Source organism: Arthrobacter sp. NPDC058097, from assembly GCF_042884885.1.
Lineage (GTDB): Bacteria > Actinomycetota > Actinomycetes > Actinomycetales > Micrococcaceae > Arthrobacter.
Genome location: NZ_JBHVSZ010000002.1, coordinates 497402 through 523316, shown reverse-complemented (window position 1 = coordinate 523316; position 25915 = coordinate 497402). Strand labels below are relative to the sequence as shown.

22 protein-coding genes and 2 tRNA genes are annotated in these 25915 nt (G+C 67.4%); 4 read left to right on the top strand and 20 right to left on the bottom strand.

What is annotated here, in order from left to right; translation table 11 throughout:
* Nucleotides 1–14 precede the first annotated feature (14 nt).
* From ACFVTE_RS06295 to ACFVTE_RS06285, 3 genes are read right to left on the bottom strand one after another with little or no spacing between them, the layout of a single operon-like run.
* Nucleotides 15–2234, bottom strand: coding sequence for an ATP-dependent DNA helicase RecG (locus ACFVTE_RS06295; RefSeq protein ID WP_387098250.1), 2220 nt, complete (start codon nucleotides 2232–2234; stop codon nucleotides 15–17).
* The gene (locus ACFVTE_RS06290) at nucleotides 2231–3241 is read right to left on the bottom strand and encodes a DAK2 domain-containing protein (protein WP_387098354.1); all 1011 of its coding nucleotides are present in this window, start codon (nucleotides 3239–3241) and stop codon (nucleotides 2231–2233) included. The genes ACFVTE_RS06295 and ACFVTE_RS06290 overlap by 4 nt, the downstream gene beginning before the upstream one ends.
* Before the next feature lie 22 nt (nucleotides 3242–3263).
* On the bottom strand, nucleotides 3264–4289 hold the full coding sequence (locus ACFVTE_RS06285) for a thiamine-phosphate kinase (RefSeq protein ID WP_387098248.1): 1026 nt from the start codon (nucleotides 4287–4289) through the stop codon (nucleotides 3264–3266).
* A gap of 74 nt (nucleotides 4290–4363) precedes the next feature.
* Here ACFVTE_RS06285 and ACFVTE_RS06280 point away from each other — a divergent pair, with 74 nt between their 5' ends.
* The gene (locus ACFVTE_RS06280; protein WP_387098246.1) at nucleotides 4364–4879 is read left to right on the top strand and encodes a DUF3515 family protein; all 516 of its coding nucleotides are present in this window, start codon (nucleotides 4364–4366) and stop codon (nucleotides 4877–4879) included.
* 71 nt (nucleotides 4880–4950) lie between these two features.
* Here ACFVTE_RS06280 and ACFVTE_RS06275 read toward each other — a convergent pair whose 3' ends face one another.
* The 6 genes from ACFVTE_RS06275 to leuC all read right to left on the bottom strand — a co-directional run bounded on the left by ACFVTE_RS06275 (nucleotide 4951) and on the right by leuC (nucleotide 11516).
* A complete protein-coding gene (locus ACFVTE_RS06275; RefSeq protein ID WP_387098352.1) occupies nucleotides 4951–6072 on the bottom strand; it encodes a D-alanine--D-alanine ligase family protein in 1122 nt (373 codons plus the stop codon).
* Nucleotides 6073–6128: 56 nt separating this feature from the next.
* On the bottom strand, nucleotides 6129–7181 hold the full coding sequence (locus ACFVTE_RS06270; RefSeq protein ID WP_387098244.1) for an NAD(P)H-dependent glycerol-3-phosphate dehydrogenase: 1053 nt from the start codon (nucleotides 7179–7181) through the stop codon (nucleotides 6129–6131).
* The gene (locus ACFVTE_RS06265; RefSeq protein WP_387098242.1) at nucleotides 7178–7924 is read right to left on the bottom strand and encodes a lysophospholipid acyltransferase family protein; all 747 of its coding nucleotides are present in this window, start codon (nucleotides 7922–7924) and stop codon (nucleotides 7178–7180) included. The genes ACFVTE_RS06270 and ACFVTE_RS06265 overlap by 4 nt, the downstream gene beginning before the upstream one ends.
* Nucleotides 7925–7934: 10 nt before the next feature.
* Nucleotides 7935–9260, bottom strand: coding sequence for a UDP-N-acetylglucosamine 1-carboxyvinyltransferase (gene murA, locus ACFVTE_RS06260; protein ID WP_387098240.1), 1326 nt, complete (start codon nucleotides 9258–9260; stop codon nucleotides 7935–7937).
* 189 nt (nucleotides 9261–9449) lie between these two features.
* Nucleotides 9450–10052 (bottom strand): 3-isopropylmalate dehydratase small subunit, encoded by a 603-nt coding sequence (gene leuD / locus ACFVTE_RS06255; RefSeq protein ID WP_003806025.1) that lies wholly within the window; start codon nucleotides 10050–10052, stop codon nucleotides 9450–9452.
* Nucleotides 10053–10061: 9 nt separating this feature from the next.
* On the bottom strand, nucleotides 10062–11516 hold the full coding sequence (leuC, locus tag ACFVTE_RS06250) for a 3-isopropylmalate dehydratase large subunit (RefSeq protein ID WP_307103603.1): 1455 nt from the start codon (nucleotides 11514–11516) through the stop codon (nucleotides 10062–10064).
* Nucleotides 11517–11628: 112 nt separating this feature from the next.
* Between leuC and ACFVTE_RS06245 the strand changes: the two genes are divergently transcribed.
* The 3 genes from ACFVTE_RS06245 to ACFVTE_RS06235 all read left to right on the top strand — a co-directional run bounded on the left by ACFVTE_RS06245 (nucleotide 11629) and on the right by ACFVTE_RS06235 (nucleotide 14981).
* On the top strand, nucleotides 11629–12348 hold the full coding sequence (locus ACFVTE_RS06245) for an IclR family transcriptional regulator (protein ID WP_387098237.1): 720 nt from the start codon (nucleotides 11629–11631) through the stop codon (nucleotides 12346–12348).
* Between the two features lie 207 nt (nucleotides 12349–12555).
* Complete coding sequence (locus ACFVTE_RS06240; RefSeq protein WP_387098235.1) at nucleotides 12556–14409, top strand: HNH endonuclease; 1854 nt, start codon at nucleotides 12556–12558, stop codon at nucleotides 14407–14409.
* 20 nt (nucleotides 14410–14429) lie between these two features.
* Nucleotides 14430–14981: a DUF1697 domain-containing protein gene (locus ACFVTE_RS06235; protein WP_387098233.1), complete on the top strand. Its 552-nt coding sequence runs from the start codon at nucleotides 14430–14432 to the stop codon at nucleotides 14979–14981.
* A gap of 12 nt (nucleotides 14982–14993) precedes the next feature.
* Here the strand turns inward: ACFVTE_RS06235 and ACFVTE_RS06230 are convergent, their stop codons facing one another.
* The 11 genes from ACFVTE_RS06230 to ACFVTE_RS06180 form a co-directional block, all read right to left on the bottom strand.
* On the bottom strand, nucleotides 14994–16607 hold the full coding sequence (locus ACFVTE_RS06230; protein WP_387098231.1) for a GTPase: 1614 nt from the start codon (nucleotides 16605–16607) through the stop codon (nucleotides 14994–14996).
* Complete coding sequence (locus tag ACFVTE_RS06225) at nucleotides 16604–18433, bottom strand: dynamin family protein (RefSeq protein WP_387098229.1); 1830 nt, start codon at nucleotides 18431–18433, stop codon at nucleotides 16604–16606. The genes ACFVTE_RS06230 and ACFVTE_RS06225 overlap by 4 nt, the downstream gene beginning before the upstream one ends.
* 7 nt (nucleotides 18434–18440) lie before the next feature.
* Nucleotides 18441–18974 (bottom strand): acyltransferase family protein, encoded by a 534-nt coding sequence (locus ACFVTE_RS06220; protein WP_387098227.1) that lies wholly within the window; start codon nucleotides 18972–18974, stop codon nucleotides 18441–18443.
* A gap of 138 nt (nucleotides 18975–19112) precedes the next feature.
* Nucleotides 19113–19185 (bottom strand) — tRNA-Glu (locus ACFVTE_RS06215).
* Nucleotides 19186–19315: 130 nt separating this feature from the next.
* A tRNA-Gln gene (locus ACFVTE_RS06210) sits at nucleotides 19316–19387 on the bottom strand.
* A gap of 158 nt (nucleotides 19388–19545) precedes the next feature.
* Complete coding sequence (locus ACFVTE_RS06205) at nucleotides 19546–20301, bottom strand: HAD family hydrolase (protein WP_387098225.1); 756 nt, start codon at nucleotides 20299–20301, stop codon at nucleotides 19546–19548.
* On the bottom strand, nucleotides 20301–21812 hold the full coding sequence (gltX, locus tag ACFVTE_RS06200) for a glutamate--tRNA ligase (protein WP_387098223.1): 1512 nt from the start codon (nucleotides 21810–21812) through the stop codon (nucleotides 20301–20303). The genes ACFVTE_RS06205 and gltX overlap by 1 nt, the downstream gene beginning before the upstream one ends.
* A gap of 55 nt (nucleotides 21813–21867) precedes the next feature.
* Nucleotides 21868–22644: a fumarylacetoacetate hydrolase family protein gene (locus ACFVTE_RS06195; protein ID WP_377989844.1), complete on the bottom strand. Its 777-nt coding sequence runs from the start codon at nucleotides 22642–22644 to the stop codon at nucleotides 21868–21870.
* A gap of 18 nt (nucleotides 22645–22662) precedes the next feature.
* On the bottom strand, nucleotides 22663–23469 hold the full coding sequence (locus ACFVTE_RS06190; protein WP_387098221.1) for an MBL fold metallo-hydrolase: 807 nt from the start codon (nucleotides 23467–23469) through the stop codon (nucleotides 22663–22665).
* Nucleotides 23470–23582: 113 nt separating this feature from the next.
* Complete coding sequence (locus ACFVTE_RS06185; RefSeq protein WP_387098219.1) at nucleotides 23583–24695, bottom strand: branched-chain amino acid aminotransferase; 1113 nt, start codon at nucleotides 24693–24695, stop codon at nucleotides 23583–23585.
* Between the two features lie 100 nt (nucleotides 24696–24795).
* Nucleotides 24796–25848 carry a 3-isopropylmalate dehydrogenase gene (locus ACFVTE_RS06180; RefSeq protein WP_387098217.1) on the bottom strand — a complete coding sequence of 351 codons (1053 nt, stop codon included), beginning with the start codon at nucleotides 25846–25848 and terminating at the stop codon, nucleotides 24796–24798.
* Nucleotides 25849–25915 lie beyond the last annotated feature (67 nt).

Below are 25915 nucleotides of genomic sequence, written 5' to 3'. Positions count from 1 at the left end.
GGAGGGGGTTCGTGCTAGCCGCGTTCAAGGAACGCCTCCTTCTCGGGATTCAGGTACTCGTCAATGGCCTCGGCAAGTGCCGGATAGCCGGTCAGCGCGGGGTCCGCGGCCACGATCTTCTGGGCGTCCTGCCGGGCGCGGGCAATGATGTCCTCGTGCTCCAGCACCCGGAGCAGCTTCAGCGTGGACCTGCCACCTGACTGGGAGGCGCCGAGGATGTCGCCCTCGCGGCGCAGCTTCAGGTCCTCCTGGGACAGCTCGAATCCGTCGGTGGTGGACGCCACGGCGTCCAGTCTGCGCCGGCTCGGGTGCCCCGGTTCGAGCGTGGTCACGAGCAGGCACGTGCCCGGCAGCCCGCCCCGCCCCACGCGCCCGCGGAGCTGGTGAAGCTGGGAGATGCCGAAGCGGTCCGCGTCCAGGATGACCATCAGGGTGGCGTTGTGCACGTCCACCCCCACCTCGATGACGGTGGTGGAGACAAGCAGCTTGGTCTGGTTGGCGGTGAAGGAAGCCATGGTCTCGGACTTCAGCACCTGGTCCTGGCGTCCGTGGAGCGGCGCCAGCGCCACTCCGGCCAGGGCCGGTTCCTCTTTGAGGTGCTCGACGACGGCGGTCACGGACGCCAGTTCGCGTGCGGCTCCGTCCCCCTCCAGTTCCCCGGGCTCAGGTTCCGCTTCACCGGGAGTGAAGTCGCCGTCGTCGTCCGCCCCGATCTTGGGGCACACGACGTATACCTGGTGCCCTGACTCGATCTCCTCCCGGGAGCGGGACCAGATGCGGGCTGCCCAGGCGGGGTTCTCCGCGAGGCCCACGACGTGCGTGGTGATGGGCGCCCGGCCGGCCGGCAGTTCGTCCAGCACGGACGTTTCGAGGTCGCCGAACACGGTCATCGCCACGGTCCTGGGGATCGGGGTGGCGGTCATGACCAGCAGGTGCGGCGGCTTGCTGGCCTTGGCGCGCAGGGCGTCGCGCTGTTCCACGCCGAACCGGTGCTGCTCATCCACCACGATGAGGCCCAGATCAAAGAAGGTGACGTTCTCGCTTAGCAGCGCGTGCGTGCCGATGACAATCCCGGCAGTGCCGGAAGCAGCGTCGAGGAGCGACTGTTTGCGCGCAGCGGTGGGCATCGAGCCGGTAAGCAGGCTGACCTGCACCGAATGGTCACCCAGTCCGCCCAGGAGTCCGTCGCGGGCCAGCGGACCGAGGGTGCGCCGGATGGAGTCGAAGTGCTGCGCCGCCAGCACTTCCGTTGGCGCCAGCAGCGCAGCCTGTCCCCCGGCGTCGACCACCTGGAGCATGGCCCGCAGCGCCACGATGGTTTTGCCGGAGCCGACCTCGCCCTGCAGCAGCCTGTTCATGGGCCAGTCCTGGGACAGCTCAGCCGAGAGGGTCTTGCCGACGGCGGACTGGCCGGCGGTCAGAGTGAACGGAAGCTGCCGGTCGAAGGCTGCGAGCAGCCCCTCCGGCACGGGCCGCCGGGCGGTGGCCTCCTCGGAAGCAAGCTGGGCACGGCGGCGGGCCAGGGCTGACTGGAGGACCAGCGCCTCCTGGTAGCGGAACCGCTCCCTGGCCTTGCGCCAGTCCTGCGGGGTCTCCGGGGCGTGGATCAGCCGGTAGGCCTCCGGCACCGGAAGGAATTTTTCGCGGGCGGATATGGCCGCCGGCAACGGGTCCGGCAAGGCGTCCAGGTCCGCGGTTTCCAGCAGGGTTTTCACGACTTTCTGGATGGACCAGCTGGTGATGCCTGCGGTGGCCGGGTAGATCGGGATGGGCATCGCCGCCAGCTTTTCGGGGTCCATGTCCGGGACATCCGGATCCTTGTCCAGCAGCTGGTAGTTCGGGTTGGTCAGCCCCAGTGAACCTTGGTAGCGGGTCACCTTCCCGGAGAACATGGCGCGCCGGCCGGCATGCAGTTCGGCCCTGGCGAGGCGGCCGTTGAAGAAGCTGATTTTCAGTGTGCCCGTGCCGGCGTCGTCGGTGACGACGACGTCGGTGATGGAGCCCTTCCGGGCGCGCATCTGCCGGGTGCTGTTGGAGACGACGCGGGCGATGAGCGTCACTTCCTCATCGAAAGGAAGTTCGCTGATGCGCGTCAGCTCACCGCGGTTGAGATAGCGGCGCGGGAAGTGGTTGAGCAGGCCGCCGACGGTGGTGATGCCCAGGTGCTTCTCGATCGCGGCCGCGGAGCGCTTGCCGACCCGGCGCTCCAGGCCGAGTTCCAGTTCGACGTTCATCGTCCCTCTGCGCTCACTTCTCCCGCCGGGTCCCGGGGCAGGGCGAGCTCGCTGACGGACACGTCCGCCGGATCGCCCAGCGACCTGATCATGTCAAGGGCGGGGACCGGATCCGGGACGTGCACGTGGACCCGCCACCGGTACCGTCCCCCGGCGTCGGCGGACGGGCCGACCTGGCTCATGATCACGGAGTCCCCGAGTTCATCCAGCCGCTGCCGGAGCGTGGCGGCGTCCAGCGGGGACAGGCTGATGGTGCACATGACCTCCACGCCGTCGTCGGCCGGCATGCGGGTGTGGATGTGTGGGTCCTGGAGGTCGTACCCATGCAGGCCGTCGAGAAGTTCGTTGCGGAGTTCCTCGCCGAGCACCGCCGAACGGAGGCAGTCCAGGATCAGCAGCATCCCCACGCCGCCGGCGTCCACCACGTGCGCGGCCTGCAGGGCATCGAGCTGCCCCTCCGTGCGGACCACGGCCTCGAGGGCAGCTTCCACGGCCGCGTCCAGGACCAGGCCCAGTGCGTGGTTGCTGTCGTTGCCGTTCTGGCCGGCGTCGACGGCGGCCGCTGCCCGGCCCGCCGCTTCCATGACGGACAGCATGGTGCCGGGAACGGGGTCGCTCAGCGCGGACCAGGCCCTGATCTGCGCCCGGTTGAGGGCGGCGGCCAGGAGCGAGGAGGTGAGCCTGGCGTGACCTGCCAGTGGCTCGGCCGCGGCGCAGAGGAACACGGAGAACAGCGTGCCGGAGTTGCCTTTGGCCTGCTCCATCGCCGCCTGGCCGGCCCGCGCCAGGACGGCACCCACGTCGTTGAGCTGTGCCTGCTGGCCGGTGTTTTCCTGGCCGGCAGCTGAGGGAGCGCCGGCATCCTGCAGCGCACGGGCTGCGGCACGGACAGTCAGATACAGGTTGGTTCCGGTGTCTCCGTCCGCCACCGGGAAGATATTGATGGCATTCAGGCGGTCGCTGTGGTTGCCCAGTGCGGTTTCGGCCTTGCCCAGCCACCGCTTCATGGCTTGCGCGTTCGCGGCAACCTTAGTCTGCAAAGTGATCCCATCCCACGGAGTCTGCGGGCCGTCCCGCGATCGTCACGCCCGGCGCCTTGTCTGCGCCGCAGGCCTGTACTGAGCCTATCCCAGTAAACCCGGGCGGCACCTGCATGCCCGCCGGGAATGTGGCGAGGAGCCCGTGGTCTTCGCCGCCGCCCAGCACCCAGGCGTGCGGGTCGGCGCCCAGGAGCGCGGCCGCGGGGCGAAGGGGCCCGGCGAGCACGCCCAGCTGGCCGGGATCCAGGTCCAGGACGACGTGGCTGGCCACCGCCAGCCTGGTTCCGTCCCGGACCAGGCCGTCGGAAATGTCCATCATGGCCGTGGCGCCGGACAGCCGCGCCAGCGGCCCGGCCTCCAGGGGAGGCTCCGGCCGGCACTGAAGCTCAAGCAATGACAGCAGCTCCGGCGTCAGCGAGCTCACATGATGGGCGGACTCCAGCAGTGCCAGGCCGGCGGCTGCCCAGCCTGCCCGGCCGGCGATGGCCACAGTGTCGCCTTCCCGGGCGCCGGACCGGAGGACCGGCTGGCCGCCGTCGAGCGTGCCGAGGACTGCCACGGTGACGGACAGCTCGCGGCCGCGGCCAAGGTCGCCGCCTGCGACGGAGCACGCACCGGCGCCGAGCTTACTGATGGCTGCGGTGAGGCCATCCGCCAGGTCCTCGACCCATCCGACCGGCGTGTCCGGGGGCATGGTCAGGCTGACCACCATGGAGGTTGCCGATGCGCCCATGGCGTTGATGTCGCTGAGGTTCTGCGCTGCGGCCTTCCAGCCGACGTCGTAGCCGGTGGTCCGGTAGCCGTTGTTCCACTCAAGCCGGAAGTCCTGGTCCTGGACCTGGGTGTCGATGCTGATGACCGTCCTGCCGTCCGGGACCGCGACGATGGCGGCGTCATCGCCGGGTCCGAGAACCACGGCGGCACTGTGCAGGGCACTGAGTTCCAGGCGCGGGAAGATGCGTGCCAGAAGCTCCGCTTCGGACAGTTGGGCGACAGTCAATGGTGTTTGGGGCACGCCACTACGCTACCGCCACGGACTGACATTTTCGGCGGTCCGTCCGGCTCGCCGCGGAACGATAGGCTTGAGGGATGCATTTCCCGCATGCCCAGAAACCTGCCCAGAAACCCGTCCGCAGGCTTGGGGTGGCAGTGGCGGCGGCGCTGACCGGACTGACGCTGGGCGGCTGTTCACCCGCCGTCGATGTCGCCCCCGCCGCCGATGCGGCCAATCCGGCCTGCGCACCCATGATGGTGGCGCTTCCGGATGCCATCGGCGACGCCCGGCTGCGGAAGACGAACAGCCAGGCCACCGCGGCCTGGGGCGACCCGTCGCAGGTTATCCTGCGGTGCGGCGTCAACGTTCCCGGGCCCACCACTGACCGCTGCGTCAGCGTCAACGACGTCGACTGGGTCATCAAGGAGGGCAACCCCGTGTGGACGCTGACCACCTACGGCCGGGAACCAGCCACGGAAATCCTCATGGATCCGAACAGGATCAGCTCGGCCACCGTCCTGGCTGACCTCTCCGGCGCAGCCGCGAAGATCAAGGCCAGCCGCAAATGCGTGGGCCAGCAGGACGTCCAGAACCTGCCCACCAGCAAGTAGACAGACCCTGGGCCCACGCCGGCAGGGTTCCCTGGCCGAAGCGGAGCGAGGTTAGGGTGCCGGTGGGGATTTCAGCGCAGGCCGGTCTTGCGGGTCAGTGCCAGGTGGATGAGCTCGTCGATCAGGTCCGGATAGGACAGGCCGGTGGCCGCCCACATCTGCGGGTACATGCTTTTCGGCGTGAACCCGGGCATGGTGTTGATCTCGTTGATGATGAGGTCGCCGTCGGGCGTGTAGAAGAAGTCGACCCGGCTGAGGCCCTCCGCTCCCACTGAATCGAAGGCCGCGGCGGCAAGCTCGCGGACGCGGGCGATCGCTTCCCCGGGCATGTCCGCGGGGCAGCTCAGGGCGGCCGCGTCATCCACGTACTTGGCCTGGAAGTCATAGAACTCGTGTTCGCCCGCAGCCACGGAGATTTCGCCCGGCAGGGACGTGCGGGGAGCCTCGCCACCGCGGCCCTCAAGCACGGCGCATTCGATTTCCCGGCCCACGATGCCGGCCTCGATCACCAGCTTCGGATCATGTTCGCGGGCCGCCTCGATCGCGGCGTCCAGGGCGTCAAGCGAGTCCACCTTGGAGATGCCCATCGAGGATCCGGCACGGGCGGGCTTGACGAACACCGGGAAGCCCAGCAGGTCGACCTGCTTGCGGACCGACTCGGGATCGTTGCGCCACTGCCGGTCGGTCACCGCGATGTACGGGCCAACCTTCAGCCCGGCGGCCTCGAAGACCACCTTCATGAAGTGCTTGTCCATGCCCACGGCCGAGGCCAGGACGCCGGCACCGACGTAGCGGGTGTCGGAGAGTTCCAGGAGCCCCTGGATGGTGCCGTCCTCGCCGAACGGCCCGTGCAGCAGCGGGAACACCACGTCCACGGTGCCAAGTTCCTGCGGCACCTCGTTGGGAGCCGTCACGATGAGCTGGTGTTCCCCGCCGATCTCGGTGAGGCTGACCGTCTGGGCCGACGGCGGGACCTCGGGAAGCGAGGTGGCGGAGAGGGACCACTGGGCCGTGTCCCCGGACGCGAGCACCCACTGGCCGGATTTAGCGATGCCGATGGGAACGACGTCGTACTTGTTCCGGTCGATCGCCCCCAGCACTCCGGCGGCGGTTACGCAGCTGACGGCGTGCTCACTGGAACGGCCGCCAAAAAGGATGGCTACGCGCGGCTTGGGCCCGGCCGTCCCATCCAGGGTGGTCGTGTTTTGGTTGGTCTCGTCCGCTGCGGTCAAGTTTTCTTCCGACACTGTCAGTAATCGCCTTCGGCTTTAAGTTCCCGGGACAGCAGCAGCGGCCCGAGTTGGTCAACGGACAATTTTCCGGCGAGGACCGCGACGACGGCCGCCGTGATGGGCATTTCGACGCCGAGCTTGCCGGCCAGTTCGTGGACTGCCTGGCCGGACTTGATGCCCTCGGCTGTCTGGGTCATTTTCTGGGCAACCTCGTCCAGCGTGAGCCCCTGACCCAGCAGGCGGCCCGCGGTGTGGTTCCGGGAGAGCGGTGACGAGCAGGTGGCCACCAGGTCCCCGAGGCCGGCCAGGCCGGCCATGGTGTGTGCCTTGCCGCCGAGGGCCAAAGCCAGGCGGGAGGTTTCGGCCAGGCCGCGGGTTATCACGGATGCCTTGGTGTTGTCCCCCATCTGCTTTCCCTCGCAGATGCCCACGGCCAGCGCGATGACGTTCTTGACGATGCCGCCGATCTCAACACCGACGATGTCCGAGGTGGTGTAGGGACGGAAGTACGGGGCCGTGCAGCTTCTGGCGATCCAGCCGGCGACGGCGGAATCAGGGCAGGCAACGACCGAGGCCGTAGGCTCTTCGCGGGCGATTTCCATGGCCAGGTTGGGCCCGGACACCACGGCGATGCGTTCGGCGGGGATGTCCAGTTCCTCCGCGATCACCTCGCTCATTCGTGCGTCCGAGCCCAGTTCCAGGCCCTTCATCAGGGACACCACCAGGGCATCGGACCCGATCAGGGGCTTCCATTTGCGCAGCTGGAGGCGCAGCGACTGCGCGGGAACGGCCAGGACCACCAGGTCGGCTCCGGCCAGCACCTCCGCCACGTCGGTGGATGCGCTAATGCTCGGCGGAAGGTCAATGTCTGAGAGGTACTGCGGGTTGCGGTGGTTGCCGTTGATCTCAGCCACGACTTCCGCCCGGCGGCCCCAAATCCGGATCCTGCGGTCAACGCCGGAGGCCGAGGCGGCGTCGGCGAGGGTTTTCGCGAAGGTGGTCCCCCACGAACCGGCGCCAAGGACTGCCACGGACAGGGCCGAACCGGGCCGGCCGTGCAAAGGCGTCATTTCCCGCCCCGCTCGACATCGCGGCCGTGCTTCGTCTGGTTGTGGGCGGTGGGGTCCCAGCGCCGGGCCGGCGGCTGTTCCCCGCGGAGTTCGGCCAGGAGTCCGGTCACGGCATCCATGATGACGTCGGTGGCCTCCGCCAGGGTGGCCTTGTCCCGCGGGCGCCCCGCGAAGCGGGAGAGGTCAACGGGGTCGCCGATCCGGATCCTGGACGTCTTGCGCGGGAACAGGTGGAAGCGCTTGGCGTAGCGGGGAAAGACCTCGTGCGCGCCCCAGTGTGCCATCGGGACCACCGGGATGCCGGTCTCGAGGGCCAGCCGGGCGGCGCCGGTGTGGCCCTTCATCGGCCAGAGGTGGGGGTCGCGGGTCAGCGTACCTTCGGGGTAGATGATGATCGCCCCGCCCTCTGCCACTATCTCCTGGGCGAGCTGCAGCGAGCGGTTAGCTCCCGCCGTCGAGCGTTCCACCGGAATCTGCTTGGTGGCATGCAATACGGGGCCCACCACGGGCACCTTGAAGAGGCCCGACTTCGCCAGGAAATGCGGGGCGCGCTTGTTGCTGTACAGCATGTGCCCGATCACGAGGGGGTCGATCTCGGTGCAGTGGTTGGGCACGGCGATGAAGCCGCCCTTGGGAAGCTTGTCCGTGCCTTCCCATTTTTTGTTCATGATCAGGTTCAGGGCCGGCCGGACAATGCCGGCGATGATCATGAACGTTATGTGGCTTTTGGCCGATTCTTTCACCGGGCCCCCGCTACTTTGCCGACGAGATGTCGAAGTCGGCGCCGAGCCCGGCCAGCTTCTCCGTGAACCGCTCGTAGCCGCGGTTGATGATGTCGATGCCCGTCACCCGCGAGGTGCCCGTCGCTGCCAGGGCAGCGATCAGGTGGCTAAAGCCGCCGCGGAGGTCCGGCACATCGATGTCGGTTCCCTTGAGCTGGGTGGGGCCGGAGATGACGGCGGAGTGCAGGAAGTTCCGCTGTCCGAAGCGGCACGGCACGCTGCCCAGGCACTCCCGGTGCACCTGGATGCTGGCGCCCATGCGGATGAGGGCATCGGTGAAGCCGAAGCGGTTCTCGTAGACGGTCTCGTGCACGATGGACACGCCTTCGGCCTGGGTCAGGGCCACCACCAGGGGCTGCTGCCAGTCGGTCATGAATCCCGGATGCACGTCCGTTTCGAGGACGAGGGGGCTGAGCTTGCCGCCGCGGTGGTAGAAACGGATGCCGTCCTCGCCGATGTCCATCCCGCCGCCCACCTTGCGGAAGGTGTTCAGGAAGGTCATCATGTCCCGCTGCGAGGCGCCTTCGACGAAGATGTCGCCGCGCGTCACCAGCGCCGCGGACGCCCAGGAAGCGGACTCGTTGCGGTCCGAGAGTGCACGGTGGTTGTAGCCGCCGAGGTCTCGGACGCCCTCGATGCGGATGGTGCGGTCCGTCTGGACGCTGATGATGGCGCCCATCTTCTGGAGCACGGCGATGAGGTCGATGATCTCGGGCTCGGTGGCGGCACCGGAGAGCTCGGTGATGCCCTCGGCACGCGTTGCACTCAGGAGGACCTGCTCCGTGGCACCGACCGACGGGTACGGCAGGGAGATCTTGGCCCCGTGCAGGCCCTTGGGCGCGGAAATGTGGATGCCGCCCGGGCGTTTCTCGACGACGGCGCCGAACTGCCGCAGCACGTCCAGGTGGTAGTCGATGGGGCGGTCGCCGATCTTGCAGCCGCCCAGGTCCGGGATGAAGGCCTCGCCGATCGCGTGGATCAGGGGTCCGCAAAGCAGGATAGGGATCCGGGAGTCGCCGGCGTGCGCGTCGATGGCCGTGCTCGGCGCCGTCTTGGCCGCCTTCGGATCCAGGGTCAGGTCGCCGGTGACGGGGTCCTTCTCGACGGTCACGCCGTGGAGCTGGAGCAGGCTGGTGACCACCTCCACGTCCTTGATCTCCGGAACGTTCCGCAGCACGGAGGGCTCGTTGCCCAGCAGGGCCGCCACCATGGCCTTGGGCACAAGGTTCTTGGCACCGCGGACGCTGACACGGCCTGTTAGCGGGACGCCTCCGCGGATTGTCAGAACACTACTCATTTACCGGTTTCCTCACGACTACTCGCCCCCCAAATCCTTACAAAGGCACCAGCTAAGCATATGAGCTCGCGTTACCGAACCGAAATACGCGCGCCGATGCGCGGGACACGACGCCCGAACTCAGGGCAGCAGAAAGGCCCGCCGCGACTGTGCGCGGCGAGCCTTCCGACAATGCTTTTCGGCTCCCGGTCAGGAGGTCCTGGCCGGCAGCGTCAGGGGCTTGAAGGACGGCCGGGTGGCTTCGTAGGCCGTGATGTCCTCCTCGTGCTGCAGGGTCAGCCCGATGTCGTCGAGGCCCTCGAGCAGGCGCCAGCGTGTGTAGTCGTCGATCTCGAACGGCGCAACCACGTTGCCGCAGGTCACGGTCTTGGAGGCGAGGTCGACGGTCACCTCGGTCCCGGGTGCGTTCTCGAGCGTCTTCCAGATGAGCTCGATGTCATCCTGGGCAACCTGGGCCGCAAGGAGACCCTGCTTGCCCGAGTTGCCGCGGAAGATGTCGGCGAACCGGGAGGAGAGCACGGCGCGGAAGCCGTAGTCCTTGAGCGCCCAGACGGCGTGTTCACGGGAGGATCCGGTGCCGAAATCGGGGCCGGCCACGAGCACGGACCCGGCGTTGAACGGCTCCTGGTTCAGGATGAAGGACGGGTCCTTCCGCCACGCCGAGAACAGCGCGTCTTCAAAGCCGGTGCGGGTGATGCGCTTGAGGTATACGGCCGGGATGATCTGGTCCGTGTCGACGTTGCTCTGGCGCAGCGGGACGCCAATGCCGGTGTGGGTGGTGAACTTTTCCATGGCGTCTTCCTAGGCGGCGTCGGTGGTGAGGGCTGCGGATTCCGGGGCCGGATCGAGGTCCGACGGCGAGCTCAGCGTTCCGCGGACGGCCGTCGCGGCTGCGACCACCGGGGAAACGAGGTGCGTGCGGCCGCCCTTGCCCTGCCGGCCTTCGAAGTTGCGGTTGGAGGTGGAGGCGCACCGCTCCCCCGGCTCCAGCTGGTCCGGGTTCATGCCCAGGCACATGGAGCAGCCGGCAAAGCGCCATTCGGCGCCGAAGTCCTTGAAGACCCTGTCCAGGCCCTCGGCCTCGGCCTCGAGCCGCACGCGGGCCGAGCCGGGAACCACGAGCATCCGGACCTTCGGGTCCTTCTCGCGGCCGCGGATGATGTCTGCAGCGGCGCGCAGGTCCTCGATGCGGGAGTTGGTGCAGGAGCCCAGGAACACAGTATCCACGCGGATGTCCTTCATGGGCGTTCCGGCTTCCAGTCCCATGTACTGCAGGGCGCGTTCCGCAGCGGCCTTGGCGTTCTCGTCGCCGAAGTCTTCCGGGGACGGCACCTTGGCCGAGAGCGAGACGCCCTGGCCCGGGTTGGTGCCCCAGGTGACGAACGGCTCGAGGGTGTTCGCGTCCAGGTCAACCTGGGCGTCGAAAACTGCGTCGTCGTCCGTGCGCAGCGTGTTCCAGTATTCGACGGCGGCGTCCCACTCGGCGCCCTGCGGCGCATGCGGGCGTCCGTTCATGTAGGCGTAGGTGGTTTCGTCCGGAGCCACCATGCCGGCGCGGGCGCCTGCCTCGATGGACATGTTGCAGATGGTCATCCGGGCGTCCATGGACAGCGCGCGGATGGCGGAGCCGCGGTACTCCAGGACGTAGCCCTGGCCGCCGCCGGTGCCGATCTTGGCGATGACAGCGAGGATAATGTCCTTGGCGGTCACGCCGGGGCGCAGCGTGCCCTCGACGTTGATGGCCATGGTCTTGAAAGGCTTGAGGGACAGCGTCTGGGTGGCCATGACGTGCTCCACCTCGGACGTGCCGATGCCCATGGCCAGCGCACCGAACGCGCCGTGCGTGGAGGTGTGCGAGTCGCCGCACACAACGGTCATGCCGGGCTGGGTCAGTCCCAGCTGCGGACCCACGACGTGAACGATGCCCTGTTCGGCGTCACCGAGCGGGTGCAGGCGGACGCCGAACTCCTCGCAGTTATTGCGCAGGGTCTGGATCTGGGTCCGGCTGGTAAGGTCGGCAATCGGCTTGTCGATGTCCAGCGTCGGGGTGTTGTGGTCCTCGGTGGCGATGGTGAGGTCAGGGCGGCGCAGCTTGCGGCCGGCCAGGCGCAGACCCTCGAACGCCTGCGGGGAGGTCACCTCATGGACGAGGTGGAGGTCGATGTACAGAAGGTCAGGCTGGGCGTTGGCACCTTCGCCGTCGCCTTTGCGCACCACATGCGCGTCCCAGACTTTCTCGGCCAATGTTTTGGCCATGGCCATCTCCCTTCAATGCTGTTTGTTTGTTGGTTCCACTGAAACAGCAGACCCCGGTAATAAGCCAGTCAAAAGATTTGCATCTCAGATAATGAGACGGCAATATCAATACATGGACAATTCTAGTGGAGTCGGTGTCATTGATAAAGCAGCCCAGATGCTCGACGCACTTGAGGCCGGACCGACGACTCTTGCGCAGCTGGTCGCTGCCACGGGACTGGCACGGCCGACAGTGCACAGGCTGGCGCTGGCGCTGGTCCACCACCGCCTGGTCAGCCGTGATATCCAGGGCCGCTTTGTCCTCGGCAGCCGCCTGGTTGAGCTGGCGTCCGCTGCCGGCGAAGACCGGCTGATCGCCTCCGCCGGGCCGGTCCTCATGCAACTCCGCGATGCCACCGGCGAAAGCGCCCAGATCTTCCGCCGCCAGGGCGACTGGCGCGTCTGCGTCGCCTCGGCCGAGCGGCCCATTGGCCTGCGTGACACCATTCCCGTGGGAACCCAGCTGTCCATGAAGGCCGGCTCCGCCGCCCAGGTGCTGCTCGCCTGGGAGGACCACGACCGCCTGCTGGAGGGCCTGCAGTCCGCGCGCTTCACACCCACCGTTCTGGCGGGAGTACGACGGCGGGGCTGGGGCCAGAGCCTCGGCGAACGGGAGCCGGGGGTCGCCTCCGTCTCCGCACCTGTCCGCGGACCGTCCGGCCGGGTGATCGCCGCGGTTTCCATCTCCGGCCCGATCGAGCGGCTGACCCGGCAACCCGGCCGGCTGCACGCCGAGGTCGTCTGCAACGCGGCCCGTGTCCTGACCGAGGCCCTCCGCAAGAACAACGACTGATTTTCCCACCTTCGTGGCCCCGACGGCGTGCCAGGTTCTGTAGTGCGCCCAACCCAGTAGCAGATCAGGGCCTTCCCAGCGCTGGGAACGCCGCGAGCTGCTACCTGGTTTTCGTTCTCGGGCAGATTCAAAAAAAGTTTCGAGATCCGCCTCCATCGGGGGTCCTGGCGGCCCTTTAATGTCAGTGGCCCTTGGCAGACTGTGCTCATGGAGGTTCTCGGGAATTCAGCAGTGAGAGCGGAGGCGCCGCACGCCGGCGCCCTGCATGCTGCCGCGGTTTCCGACGCCCTTGTTCCGGACGCAGTTTCCCCCTTTGACGCGGTACCCGCCGACTGGTTCACCGGCGGGGTTTTCCCGTTCAATGAACTGGCCGCTGCCGGGTTCGTGTATGACGCGGACCTCGACGCCATGGTCCCGGAGGACCCTATCCCCGGTGGAGACTATCCCGACGGCGTTTTTCCTGAGGACCCGTTTCCCGAGCTCCTTTATAAGGACGAGCTGTTCGCGGCCAACTCGAGCGCCGACGGTACTGCCTCAAGTGCGGGCGCACCTGGGCTGAGTCTTGTTGACAGGGGCGGACCGGCAACGATCCTCATCCGTGCCGACCTCACCGCCGACGGTCCGGGGCTGATCGACCAGATCCGGGCGGGCGAGAACATCAAGGCCATGATCGCCGGGCAGCAGGCCAGGCTTGCCGTCGAGTTCGAAGCGAGACAGCGGCAGGAACAAGCCGAACCCGGAGCCGTGAACAGTCCCGCGCAGGCCGCTCCCGGGCTGGCCAAAAACAGCACTCTGTCGGCCGAAGAGCTTGGCAGGAGACGCCCCAAAGAAAACACCACGGGTGTGGCCGAGCAGATCGCGCTGGCCCGGGGTGAGTCCCCTCACCGCGGCGGGCGGCTGCTGGGCATGGCCAAAGCCCTCGTTGTCGAGATGCCGCACACCCTCGGCGCACTCGACACGGGCCAGCTGAGTGAAGAAAAGGCCATGTACTTCGTGAAGGAAACGGCCGTTCTCACCGTCGAAGACCGGGCCGCTGTTGATGAGGAACTTACCGCGGACACCGGAACTTTCGACGGGGTCGGGACCCGCGGCGTCATCGCCGCCGTCAAAGCCGCCGCCACCCGCAGGGATCCGCGCTCCGTCACCCAGCGGGCCAGCCACGCCGCCTCCGAACGGGGCGTGAGCCTGCGCCCGGCTCCGGATTGCATGAGCTACCTGACCGCGCTATTGCCTGCCCGCGAGGGCGTCGCCGTGTACAAGTCACTCTCGGGGCAGGCCGACGCCCTCCGTTCCGCCGGGGATCCGCGGTCCCGGCACCAGGCCATGGCCGACACCCTCGTCGAATCCATCACCGGTACCCCCGGCGGCATCACCGGGATTGAACTCAACCTCGTCATGACCGACCGCACCCTCCTCCAAGCCGACAGCGAACCCGCACGCCTCACCGGCTACGGCATCGTCCCCGCAGCATGGGCACGCGAACTCCTCAACCCGGAACAGTCACACGAACGAGGAGAGTGGCCGGGGAACCCGGAGGGCTCGGGCCCGCAGGATTCCGGCCAAACAACCGCCTGCGGGCCAGCCCCCGGCAGCGCCGAAGCTACCGGCGCGAACGCATCGGGCTCAAACACCTCCCTGAAAGACACCCTGAAGGAACTAAAGCTCTGGATCCGCCGCCTCTACACCGCCCCGGACACGGGCGATCTGGTCGCCATGGACTCGAAACGCCGGCTCTTCCCGGCACCGCTGCGCCGCTTCATCCAGGTAAGGGACGACACCTGCCGCACGCCCTACTGCGACGCCCCGATCCGCCATCACGACCACATCATCCCCTGGCACGACGACGGTCCGACATCCCTTGCGAACGGTGCCGGACTCTGCGAAGCCTGCAACCACACGAAAGAGCTTCCCGGCTGGAAAGCCCAACCCAGACCCGGGCCGCGGCACACCTACGAAATCACCACGCCAACCGGCCACACCTACCGCTCCACCGCGCCCCCGCTTCCTGGAACTGGACTGCGCGAACCGCACCACTCCGAAGAGTGCGGCCCGGCGCCGTAACGGGCAGTAGTCTGGGCACCATGACCAGCTACGCAGTGTTCCTCCGCGGCATCAACGTGGGCGGCATCAACATCAAGATGGCGGACCTCAAGGAAGCCCTCAAGGCGGGACCGTTCACCGGCGTAAAGACCCTGCTGGCCAGCGGCAATGTGGTGCTGGCCAGCGAGCTGAGTCCTGCCGCCGTTAAGAAGGAGTTCGAGGCAACCCTGCGGAAGGCCTTCGGCTACGACGCCTGGGTGGTGGTCCTGACCTCGGACCGCGTGGCAGAACTCGTTGCCGCGTGCCGCTACCCGGCCGATGACAAAACCACCCATACCTATCTCACCCTGGCCTCGGACACGGCCGCGCTCGACGAACTTTTCGACACGGGGAAAGCCCTGGACGGCGCAGAGCAGGAGCGGCTCGGTCCCGAGGCCATGGCTTGGCTGGCGCCCGCCGGCGGCACCCTTGAGAGCCCGTTCAGCAAACTGTCCGCCAAGCCGAAGTACAAGGCCTCCACCACCACCCGAAACCTCCGCACCATGATCAAGGTCCGGGACGCCGCAGCAGCCTTGGAGACGGCGGCCGGCTGACGCGCCGGCAGTCTAGCCCGCGGCCTTCCGCAGCGCCGCGTTGAACGCCTCCAGCCGGCGCACTTCCGCCTCGACCGGTTCCACCACCAGCCGGCCCGCCACCTCTGCCACAGCAGCATTGAGCCGCTTCCTGGCCCTCGCGCCGCGGCGACGTGCCACGCCGGCTGAAATGAATTTGGCCGTCACGGCGAGCAGGATCCCCAGCCCAGCTCCGCCGGCAATCATGAGGGTCGGGATCGGCCAGCCCTCTACCCTGGGAACCTCCGGAACGGGCAGTTGCAGGTAGCCGAGGCCCGCGAGTACACCCAGCCACCCGAGACCTGCCACGGCCGTCAGCAGCGCCAGCCACTGGATCACGTTGAATGCACTCCACCACCAGGACTTCCGGCCCGCAGCGAGGTCTGCCCCGGCGATGGCCTGGTCAAGGGCATCAGGCAGCCGGTCCCTCCCCGCCCGGGCCGCGGCGCGGATCGATGCCCGCCAGGGACCGGGGGCACCGTCGCTGGCGGCATCGGCAAACTGGCGGACCGCAGCGTCGGTCCGCGCGCGCTCCGGAGCGCCCGCGGGCGGCAGGGACGTCCGGTTCACCTCGGCGCTGGTATTGCGCCGCAGGTTGAGCCGGCGCAACGGATCTGGCCTGAAACGGACAAGCCAGCGCGTCACGGGCCAGCCTGTGCGCCGGGTGGACTCGATCCGGTAGGACGTGGACACAGCGTCAGCCACCAGCGGCACGTTCGCCGCCACGGCCAGTTCGTCAGCGAGCCGCGCCGCGGTCCCGCCCTTCACCCCTGCAGCTTCCCCGCGGCCCGAGGCTTCCTCCAGCTGCGCCGCGGCCTTGGTCACGTCAGCGGACAACCGAAGGGACAGGGCCTCCCGTTGCGACACCACGCGGCGGATGGCAGCACGGACGCCGTCGACTCCCGCTCCCGTTAGCGCGGAGGCCGCCATGACCTGCACCTTGCCCAGCCCGTCGCGTGCCAGGATCCCCCGCAGCGACTCCATCACAGGCTGAACGTCGCCTGCCGGCAGCCTGTCCACCTGGTTGAGCACCACCAGAGTGACGGCCCCGTGGGACGCCAGCGGCGCCAGGAAGCCGTTGTGGACGGCAGCGTCGGCATACTTTTGAGGATCCAGCACCCAGACCAACACGTCCACCATCCCCACGAGCCGCTCTACGATCTCCCGGTTCGCGGTGCGCGTGGAATCAAAGTCGGGCAGGTCAAGCAGAATCAGCCCGGTATCCTCGTCTGCAAACCCGTCCACGGGATCGGCGAGGTGACGGGCGCGCACGTCCAGCCAGTCCAGCAGCGGTTCACTGCCGTCGGCTCCCCAGACACTCGCCAAAGGTTCAGATGTGGTGGGACGGCGCGCCGCCGCCGTCGCGATCTCAGCGCCGTTCACGGCATTGAACAGGGTGGATTTTCCGCTTCCGGTCGCCCCGAAGAAACCCACCACCGTATGGTCGGCAGAGAGCGACCGCCGTGACCGGGCCCGTTCCAGCACCCGGAGCACATCCTCGACGGCGGCGTCGGGCAGCACGCCCTCGGCCAGTTCCCGGGCCTTGCCCAGAGCATCGAGGCGGCCTTGCAGCCGCGTTTCTTCCTTCGCCCTCCCCCAGCGGTTCATGTGGCGTCCGCCAGCCGCGCCAGCGCTTGAGCATGTTCGGCGAGCCCGACGGCGGCCTGACCGGCCTCCGGGTCCAGCCGGTCCAGGAAGCGCTCCTGCTCGGCCGCCAGCAGGTTCCGGCATCTGCTGCTCAAATCGTCGCGGGCGGTCCGGGCGAGCCGCCGTACGGCGTCCTCACCAAAGACAGCTTCCAGCAGTCTCTGGCCTACGACGGCGGTGCCACCGGCGACGCCGATTTCAAGTCCGGTCAGCCCGGCAGTCATGGAGAACACCACGATCATCAGCGCGGCACCGAGGCCGTTGATACCGAAGGAGAGCCACCGCGCCTGGGTCCGCTTGTCCTGCCCCTCGGTCCTGATCAGTTCCATGAGACCCGCCTGCCAGTCGCGTATTTCCGCTGCCGCCAGGTCCGCGAACCCCGGGCTCGTTCCCGAGAGGTCGTCCGTGCCCAGGAGTTGCCGTCCCGCCGGATCCGAGCGCCAGCGCTGGTCTGCGTCCTCCGCCGCTTTGGCAGCTTCATCCAGGATGACGGCCTGGAGGCCTGTTTCAATGGCGGTTTCCACTTTCACAGCGGGCGCGGGCTCGCCGCGGAAGAATGCCCCGAGCCGGTCGCGGAACCGCCCGACGTTCTGCTCCAGGCTCCGGAAGAATTCTCCCGTTCCCACAAAGTCCTGCCAACGGGCCAGGACCTCCCCGCGGAGCAGGGCCCCGTCCTTGGTGGCGTCGATGATCCGGGTGCCTGCATCTTGGTAGGCGGCCCGCACGTCGTCGCCCAGCAGCCTGGCGGCACGGCCCTGCTCGCTGGCGGCGTCGGCGATGCGTCCCACGCGCTGGCCAAGCTCCCGCACCGCGCCATGCAGGGTCCGCCGTACGATGTCGGCCCGGGCAGCGGCATCGGCGGCCAGGCCACGAAGCCAGGCCTGCAGGGGCTCCACGGTCTCCGCCGGCAGCATGCCGGAACCGCCAAGGTGGACTTCCGGGATGACGAAGAGGCGGGCGGTTCCAAGGCCCTCCCGTGCCAGCATGCTGCGCAGATCCTCGCTCACCTCAGCTTCCGCAGCGGGCGGCACACGGTCGAGGACCACCGCCACCATGATGTCCCTCGAAGCCGCGTTGAGCAGCAGCTTCCACGGCACGGCGTCGGCGTAGCGGTTGGCTGTAGTCACGAAAATCCACAGATCCGCTGCTGCCAGCAACTGCCCGGCGAGCCTGCGGTTCTCGTCCGAGATGGAGTCCACGTCCGGAGCATCAAGCAGTGCTATGCCCTCGGGCACCTCGGGCTCGCCCACGAGGACCAATGACGTGACGGGCGAGGTGTCCGTGGGTGTACCCGCCGCCCCGGCCGGCGCGGGTGTGGCGGCCGGAACGGTGCCCGGGACGGTGGCAGGGACCACAGTCCCCCGGATCCGGCTGAGGCCTGGCAACACCCGCTGGTCTTCGAACCAGGCAGCTTCCGAGGGATGGTGCAGGAGGATGGGCTGGCGGGTGGTGGGCCGGATGGCGCCGGCACGGGTAACGGGATGGCCGACCAAGGCGTTGACCAGCGTCGATTTTCCCGCTCCGGTGGAACCCCCGACGACGGCCAGCAGCGGCGCATCCAGGCTGCGGTAGCGCGGCAGGATGTAGTCCTCGAGCTGCGCCAGGGATCTGCGGATCTCCAGCCTGTCTTCCTCGGCGCCGGGGAGGGCCAGCGGAAGCGAAACCGCGTCCAAGTCGCGGTGTACGGCCTCGAGCAGCGCTACAGCCTTAGCTGACTGCCCGACCGATGACTGGCCTCTGGGCAGCGTGTTGCCGGAAGACGGTGCCGGCTCGTTGGATGAAGTCACAGCTTCATCATGACAGTTCGGCCACCCTTCTCGCCGCGGTCTGGGGACGGCGCCAGCGCCGGGCAGGACCCTCTACATAGCGGCAGGACAACCACGCCAGGAGTGCCACGAGGAGCAATGCCGCTCCGGCGAAAATGAGCGGCGGTACTGCGTGAGGCCATCCAGCCCACATCGACGGCAAGAACAGGGTCCACAGCGGGCCATTCCACAAGCGGGGATCCGGCATGCCGTCCAGAGTTCCCGGGATTCCAGCAAGAGCTACCACCGCGACGCACACGAACAGTCCCGGGAAGATGCGGAGAAAGCGCGCCCGGGCGTAGCTCCACGCTGTCCTGGCCTGCATCCTGCTTTGGGTGATGAGGTATCCGGAGATGCCGAAAAAGCCTATGACGGCCCACGTGCCCAGCTTCACACCACCGGGCTGCGGTTCAGGTCCGTATCCGCCTAGCCACCATGCGTGGGAAACGATGACCATGGCGGCGAGTACCAGTCTTATGGCGTTGAGCGAATTCTTGCCCTCCGCGAACCTGTTCCCCAGCATGGATTTCCCCCAATGACTTGACTGGGTTCAGAGTATTGCAGGGCCCGCACCATGGCCATAGGGTTTAGCGGCCATGGCACCGCCAGGACGCAAAGGCATAAAAAAATCCCCCGGAGCAATGCTCCGGGGGATTTATTGTGACCCCAGCGGGATTCGAACCCGCGTTACCGCCGTGAGAGGGCGGCGTACTAGGCCGCTATACGATGGGGCCGTGTACTTTCCGATCAGCATCCCTGCCGATCAAGCCAAGTTAGTGTTTCACACATTTGGCTTTGTTCCAAATCGATCAATTTCGATTCGCAACACCTGAGAATCTGCGGAAAATCCGTAGAATTTCAGAGCTGGGATACCAGGACTCGAACCTAGAATGACGGTACCAGAAACCGTAGTGTTGCCAATTACACCATATCCCATTGGCACTTTCGGGCCGGTCGAAAGTCTCTATCTTTCGCTCCGTGCCCCTCAGCACGAGTAATTACTCTACCCGACAGTTTTGCCCTGCACAAATCGGCGGGCCGTTACCTGTGCCACACTTCCAAGAGCGGCGGCGGGCACAGGAAACGGCCCCCGATCAGCTGGCTGGAGCCGGCGGCAGCGCCAGCAGTTCCAGCAGCGAGGTGATCTCCTGCCCCTGGAAACCGGGAGCCTGCTCCCCGCCACGGTTCAGCCAGATGCCCAACAGTCCCGCCGCCGTCGAACCTTCAGCGTCCAGGAGACGGTTATCGCCGATGTACAGCGTGGTGGACGGCGTGCTGCCGATCAGCCGGACACCTTCGAGGTAAATGGCGGGGTCGGGCTTGGGGACACCGACCGTGTCCGTGCCCACGAGGAACCGGATCCGTTCCAGCCCGGCGCTGTCCAGCTTCGCCCGCTGGTAGTCGTGCACGTTGTTGCTCACGGCCCCATAGGGGATGCCGGTCTGGTCCAGCGCGTCAAGGAGCGGCAGGACGTCTTCAAAGGCCTTCACGTAGCTGGGCTGCAGCCGCGCGTAGGTGCTGAGCCAGTTGTGCGCCTCCTCGCCCTCGCCCATTTCGACGCCGAAGTGGCCCAGGGCTGCCCGGCCCCGGAGCAGGCGCTGCTCATTGAAGGTCAGTTCGCCCGCAAGGTAGCGGTCGTAGTAGTGCGTCGTCTCGTGCGTAAAGATCCGCCCAACCTTCTCCCATCCGGTCTGGTCCAGGCCGGGCAGGAGGTGTTCGCTGGCGTCCCGCAACGCCGTGGTCATGGCGTAGGCAAGGTCCACGAGGGTGTCGTCAATGTCGAACAGGACACCGCTGACGGCCCCGAGGCTCGGGGCCAGGACGGCGGTTTCCACTGCGGGCTGTGACATCAGCCGCGGAAAGCGCGCAGGCGCGCCAGGGACGAATCCTTGCCCAGGATGACCATGGATTCAAACAGCGGCGGCGAAATCCTGCGGCCGGAGATCGCCGTCCGCACGGGACCGAACGCCAGCCGCGGCTTGATGCCCAGGCCCTCCACCAGCGCCTGCTTCAGCGCGGACTGGATGTTTTCCGCGCTCCAGTCGTCGACCGGCTCGAGGGCGGCCAGCGCCGCATCAAGAACCTCAGTGACGTTCTCCGGTAGCCCCTTGCGGGCGTCGTCCGCCACGTCGATCTCGTCGTCGGCCTTGAACAGGAACGCCAGCATCTCGGGTGCTTCGCCGAGGAGGGTGATGCGCTCCTGGACCAGCGGTGCGGACTCCGTCAGGATTTCCTCCTGGCGGTCGGTGAGGATCTCCCCCACCAGGCCCTCGCGCCGGAGGTACGGGACCAGCCGTTCGCGGAAGACCGCGGGGTCCAGCAGACGGACGTGGGTTCCGTTGATCGCTTCGGCCTTCTTGAGGTCGAAGCGGGCCGGGTTGGCCAGGACATCGTGGATGTCGAAGTTCTTCACGAGCTGTTCCACCGTGAAGATGTCCTCGTCGGCGCTCAGGGACCAGCCGAGCAGGGAAAGGTAGTTGAGCAGGCCCTCGGGAATGAAGCCGCGCTCCCGGTGCAGGAAGAGGCTCGATTCCGGGTCGCGCTTGGAGAGCTTCTTGTTGCCCTGCCCCATGACGTAGGGCAGGTGCCCGAACTCCGGCATGTACTCGGCGACGCCCACGGCATAGAGCGCACGGTACAGGGCGATCTGCCGCGGCGTGGAGCTCAGCAGGTCCTCGCCGCGGAGAACGTGGGTGACCCCCATGAGGGCGTCGTCCACCGGGTTGACCAGGGTGTAGAGGGGGGCTCCGTTTGCACGCACCACGGCGAAGTCCGGGACAGAGCCGGCCTTGAACGTGATCTCGCCGCGGACCAGGTCGGTGAAGGTGATGTCCTCGTCCGGCATCCGCAGCCGCAGCACGGCTTCCCGGCCCTCGGCCTTGAATGCCGCGACCTGTTCGTCGCTGAGGTCACGGTCAAAGCCGTCATAGCCCAACTTCGGGTCGCGTCCGGCGGCGCGGTGGCGCGCTTCGATCTCGTCCGGCGTCGAGTAGGACTCGTAGATATGGCCGCCGGCCCTGAGCTTGGCGATGACGTCCTGGTAGAGGTCACTCCGCTGCGACTGGCGGTAGGGCTCGTGGGGCCCGCCCACCTCGACGCCCTCATCCCAGTCGATGCCGAGCCACTTCAGGGCATCCAGCAACTGGTGGTAGCTTTCCTCGCTGTCGCGTGCCGAGTCCGTGTCCTCGATGCGGAAGATCATCTTGCCGCCGGTGTGGCGGGCATAGGCCCAGTTGAACAGCGCCGTGCGGATCAGCCCGACATGCGGGGTGCCCGTGGGTGACGGGCAGAAGCGGACGCGGACGGGCGTTTCGGCGGTGACGGCAGGAATGGCAGCAGGAGCGGCGGAGGGGGTAGTCATAGTGATAACAACTTTACCAACCGGGCACCCCTGCGCCGTCCCCGGCCAAGTACGGCTAACGGCGGACGACGGGGTTCGACAGCCGGCCGATGCCTTCGATCTCAACCTCGTAGCGGTCGCCGGCCTGGACGAGCCCCACACCGGCCGGCGTGCCGGTCATGATCACGTCGCCGGGCAGCAGCGTGAACGCGCTGGAGACGATGGAAACCAGTTCGCGGACGCCGCGGATCATCTGGGCGGTGCTGCCGTCCTGGCGCAGTTCGCCGTTGAGCCGGCCCTTGATGGACAGGTCCTCGGGGTCGAGTTCGGTCTCGATCCATGGTCCGAGCGGCGCGGAGGTGTCGAAGCCCTTGGCCCGCGCCCACTGCAGGTCGGTCTTTTGGACGTCGCGGGCGGTGAGGTCGTTGCCGCAGGTGTATCCGAAGATCACGTCGTCGGCACGTTCCTCCGGCACGTCCTTGCAGATACGGCCGATGACGACGCACAGCTCCGCCTCGAAGGAGACTTCCTCGGAGAACTCCGGCAGCACCACGGGATCGTTCGGACCCACCACGGAGGTGTTCGGCTTCAGGAACAGCAGCGGCTGCTGGGGCACCTCATTGCCGAGTTCGTGGGCGTGCTCCACAAAGTTGCGCCCCACGCCGATCACCTTGCTGCGCGGAATGATGGGCGCCAGCAGGCGGACATCCTCCAGCTTGTGCCGCACGGAGGTGCGTTCCACACCGTTGAAGAAGGGATCGCCGTTGATGACAGTGATTTCCTCACTGCCGGGCTGGCCTTCAACAACGCCGTAAAGGGGATCAGAATCGACTACAAACCGGGCAATACGCATGGCTCCAAGCCTACAGTCTCAGTCCTGCTCCCTCAGGAGGCGCAGGTATTCCAGCTGTGCCGCCACGGAATTCTCCGCGGCGCGCCGGACGGAAGGGTCGACGTCGGCATAGACAACGCTGGTGACCTCGCCTACGCCGGCGTCCGGGCCGAGACCGGCCAGGGCCGTTCGGATCTGCGCCAGCCGGTCCAGCCGGTGGTCCCGGTAGGCGCGGACCACGGCGTCGAGCGCCGGCAGAACGGGGCCGTGGGCGGGCAGCACAGTGGCCGGCCCAAGCCGTTCCAGCCGGTCGAGGGAAGCGAGGTAGCCGGCCAGCGTGCCGTCCGGGTGGTCCAGCACCGTGGTCCCCCGGCCCAGGATGGTATCGCCGGTCAGCACCGAGCCGGCGGGGCCGTCGAGGGGCAGGTGGAAGCAGACGGAGTCTGAGGTGTGCCCGGGGGTGGAGACCACCCGGATCTCGGTGCCGCCGGCGGCGATGGTCTCCCCCGGCTGCAGCACGGTTCCCCCATGGCAATGCTCGGGAGCGGCGGCCCGGACCGGGGCGCCGGTGATTTCGGCGAGGCGGGCCGAGCCTGCGGTGTGGTCCGCGTGCCGGTGGGTGACCAGAACAAGCTCCACGGGTCCGGCCGCCGCGAGGGCCTGAAGGTGCGTCTCGTCGAGCGGGCCCGGATCAACCACCACCACGGCCCCGTGGCCAGGTTCCCCCACGATGTAGGAGTTGGTCCCGTCCAGGCTCATCGGCCCCGGATTCGGCGCGAGGCGGAAACGCGTCAGCGGACTGCTGTCGGTAAGGGCGCTGGTGATGTGCTGGTTCACGGGTTTCATTCTGTCATCCGGAACCAGCCGGCATACAGGAAAAGAACGACGGCGGGCGGCCGGTGAGCCGAAACGGCCCAGCCGGCCACCCGCCGTCGTTCGCTTTTCAGTATGGAAGAGGCTCAGGCGAGCCGGGTCAGCCAGCCGTGGGTGTCCTCGACCGTTCCGGTCTGGATGCCGAGCAGCTGGGCGCGGATGGCCATGGTGGTCTCGCCGGCCTTGGCATCCTCGGAGCCGATGAACTCCGTGGCGTCCCTCAGGACCCCGATGGGGGTGATGACGGCGGCGGTACCGCAGGCGAACACCTCGGCGATCTCGCCGGAGGCCACGCCGTCGCGCCATTCGTCCAGGGTGATCTTCCGTTCGGTGACCTCGCGGCCCATGTCCTTGGCCACCTGGATGATCGACGAGCGGGTCACACCCTCAAGGATGGTGCCGCTCAGCGCGGGCGTCACCAGCGAGCCGTCCTTCATGACGAAGAAGACGTTCATGCCGCCGAGTTCCTCGACGGCATTGTCGTTGAACTGGTCCAGGAACAGCACCTGCTTGCAGCCGTTCGCCTCGGCTTCCTGCTGCGCGATGAGCGAGGCTGCGTAGTTGCCGCCGCACTTGGCAGCCCCCGTGCCGCCCCGGCCTGCCCGGGCGTATTCGCGGGAGATCCAGATCGAAATCGGCTTGAGCTCCCCGCCGAAGTAGTTGCCGGCCGGCGAGGCGATGACGCGGAAGGACACCTCACGGGCTGCGCGGACACCAAGGAACGCCTCGGTGGCGATCATGAACGGCCGCAGGTACAGGGCCTCGCCGTCACCGGACGGAACCCATTCCTTGTCCGCTGCCACGAGTTCGCGGATGGCCCCGAGGAAGTATTCGGCCGGGATCTCCGGAAGGGCCAGGCGGCGGGCGGACTTGTTCATCCGGGCGGCATTGGCCTCCGGCCGGAAGCTCCAGATGGAGCCGTCCGCGTGACGGTATGCCTTCAGTCCCTCGAAGATTTCCTGCCCGTAGTGCAGCACTGCGGCGGAAGGATCCAGCATGATGGGCCCGTAGGCCTCGATCCGGGCATCATGCCATCCGCCCTGGCCGCTGGCGTCGACCGTGTAGTCAACAATCGCAGTGTGGTCGGTGAAGTGGTCGCCAAAGCCTGGGTTCGCCAGGATGGCTGCACGCTCCTCAGCAGACTTCGGGGTGGCCGAGGGCTGCTGGGTGAATTCGACGCCATGGGCAGTCTGAGTCATGGTTCCTCCACGGTCGGCTGCCTGGCATCTGAACGTGGTTCAGCATCGGACCACGGCAGCGATTGGTAATTCAGGTCAAGCTTACGCCTGCTGGGGGACGCTAAACGGCCGCCGCAATGGCGTCGCCGATGGCGCTTGTGCTGCGCACTTCACCGTTGCGGCTTTCGACGTCGGCCACCACCGCGGACTCGATCCGCCGGGCCGCATTTGCGTAGCCCAGGTGGTCCAGCAGGAGGGCTGCGGACAGGATGGCAGCCGTGGGGTCTGCCTTCTGCTGGCCCGCAATATCGGGTGCGGAACCGTGGACGGGTTCAAACATGGACGGCGCAGTGCGGTCCATATTGATGTTGCCCGAGGCGGCCAGGCCGATGCCGCCGGTGACGGCTGCCGCGAGGTCGGTGATGATGTCGCCGAAGAGGTTGTCGGTGACGATGACGTCGAAGCGCGCGGGGTCGGTGACCATGAAGATGGTGGCGGCATCGATGTGCAGGTAGTCGTGGGTGACCTCGGGGAATTCCTTGGCTACGGCCTCCACGGTGCGCTTCCACAGGTGGCCGGCAAAAACCAGCACGTTGTGTTTGTGGACCAGCGTCAGCTTCTTGCGCGGGCGCTCATTGGCCCGGCGGAAGGCATCGCGGACAACGCGCTCCACGCCGTGGGCTGTGTTCAGGGAAACCTCGGTGGCCACCTCGTGCGGCGTGCCGCCGCGCAGGGTGCCGCCGTTGCCCACGTAGGGGCCCTCGGTGCCTTCACGCACGACGATGAAGTCGATGTTGCCCGGTTCGGCCAGCGGGCTGCCCACCGTGCCGTAGAGACGGGAGGGGCGCAGGTTGACGTAGTGGTCGAGGCTGAAGCGCAGCTTGAGGAGCAGCTCGCGTTCAATCAGGCCGGACGGGATACGCGTATCGCCGGGGGCTGCACCGATGGCGCCGAACAGGATGGCGTCGCGCGTCTTCAGGTCCTCCAGGACAGCATCCGGAAGGGTCTCGCCACTTTCGAGCCAGTGCTGGGCACCGAGCTCGTAGTGGGTCTGGTCCAGGGTGACGCCCTCGGCGGCCACGACCTTTTCGAGAACCTTCAGGGCTTCGGCGATGACCTCCGGGCCAATGCCGTCGCCCGGAATGACAGCAAGATTGATGGTAGATGCGCTCATATTTTCAGGGTAGCCAAGCCATCCACATTCTGGTCAAAGCGTCTCACTATCCGGGCGACGGTACGTA

Bases quoted from the DNA above. Each gene is read 5' to 3' on its own strand.
- ACFVTE_RS06185 (WP_387098219.1), bottom strand. From the start codon at position 24,695: ATGACTCAGACTGCCCATGGCGTCGAATTCACCCAGCAGCCCTCGGCC.
- ACFVTE_RS06280 (WP_387098246.1), top strand. From the start codon at position 4,364: ATGCATTTCCCGCATGCCCAGAAACCTGCCCAGAAACCCGTCCGCAGG.
- ACFVTE_RS06230 (WP_387098231.1), bottom strand. From the start codon at position 16,607: ATGAACCGCTGGGGGAGGGCGAAGGAAGAAACGCGGCTGCAAGGCCGC.
- ACFVTE_RS06190 (WP_387098221.1), bottom strand. From the start codon at position 23,469: ATGAAACCCGTGAACCAGCACATCACCAGCGCCCTTACCGACAGCAGT.
- ACFVTE_RS06205 (WP_387098225.1), bottom strand. From the start codon at position 20,301: ATGTCACAGCCCGCAGTGGAAACCGCCGTCCTGGCCCCGAGCCTCGGG.
- ACFVTE_RS06180 (WP_387098217.1), bottom strand. From the start codon at position 25,848: ATGAGCGCATCTACCATCAATCTTGCTGTCATTCCGGGCGACGGCATT.
- ACFVTE_RS06290 (WP_387098354.1), bottom strand. From the start codon at position 3,241: ATGAAGCGGTGGCTGGGCAAGGCCGAAACCGCACTGGGCAACCACAGC.
- ACFVTE_RS06195 (WP_377989844.1), bottom strand. From the start codon at position 22,644: ATGCGTATTGCCCGGTTTGTAGTCGATTCTGATCCCCTTTACGGCGTT.
- ACFVTE_RS06295 (WP_387098250.1), bottom strand. From the start codon at position 2,234: ATGAACGTCGAACTGGAACTCGGCCTGGAGCGCCGGGTCGGCAAGCGC.
- ACFVTE_RS06270 (WP_387098244.1), bottom strand. From the start codon at position 7,181: ATGACGCCTTTGCACGGCCGGCCCGGTTCGGCCCTGTCCGTGGCAGTC.
- ACFVTE_RS06245 (WP_387098237.1), top strand. From the start codon at position 11,629: ATGGACAATTCTAGTGGAGTCGGTGTCATTGATAAAGCAGCCCAGATG.
- leuC (WP_307103603.1), bottom strand. From the start codon at position 11,516: ATGGCCAAAACATTGGCCGAGAAAGTCTGGGACGCGCATGTGGTGCGC.
- gltX (WP_387098223.1), bottom strand. From the start codon at position 21,812: ATGACTACCCCCTCCGCCGCTCCTGCTGCCATTCCTGCCGTCACCGCC.
- ACFVTE_RS06235 (WP_387098233.1), top strand. From the start codon at position 14,430: ATGACCAGCTACGCAGTGTTCCTCCGCGGCATCAACGTGGGCGGCATC.
- leuD (WP_003806025.1), bottom strand. From the start codon at position 10,052: ATGGAAAAGTTCACCACCCACACCGGCATTGGCGTCCCGCTGCGCCAG.
- ACFVTE_RS06240 (WP_387098235.1), top strand. From the start codon at position 12,556: ATGGAGGTTCTCGGGAATTCAGCAGTGAGAGCGGAGGCGCCGCACGCC.
- ACFVTE_RS06220 (WP_387098227.1), bottom strand. From the start codon at position 18,974: ATGCTGGGGAACAGGTTCGCGGAGGGCAAGAATTCGCTCAACGCCATA.
- murA (WP_387098240.1), bottom strand. From the start codon at position 9,260: ATGAGTAGTGTTCTGACAATCCGCGGAGGCGTCCCGCTAACAGGCCGT.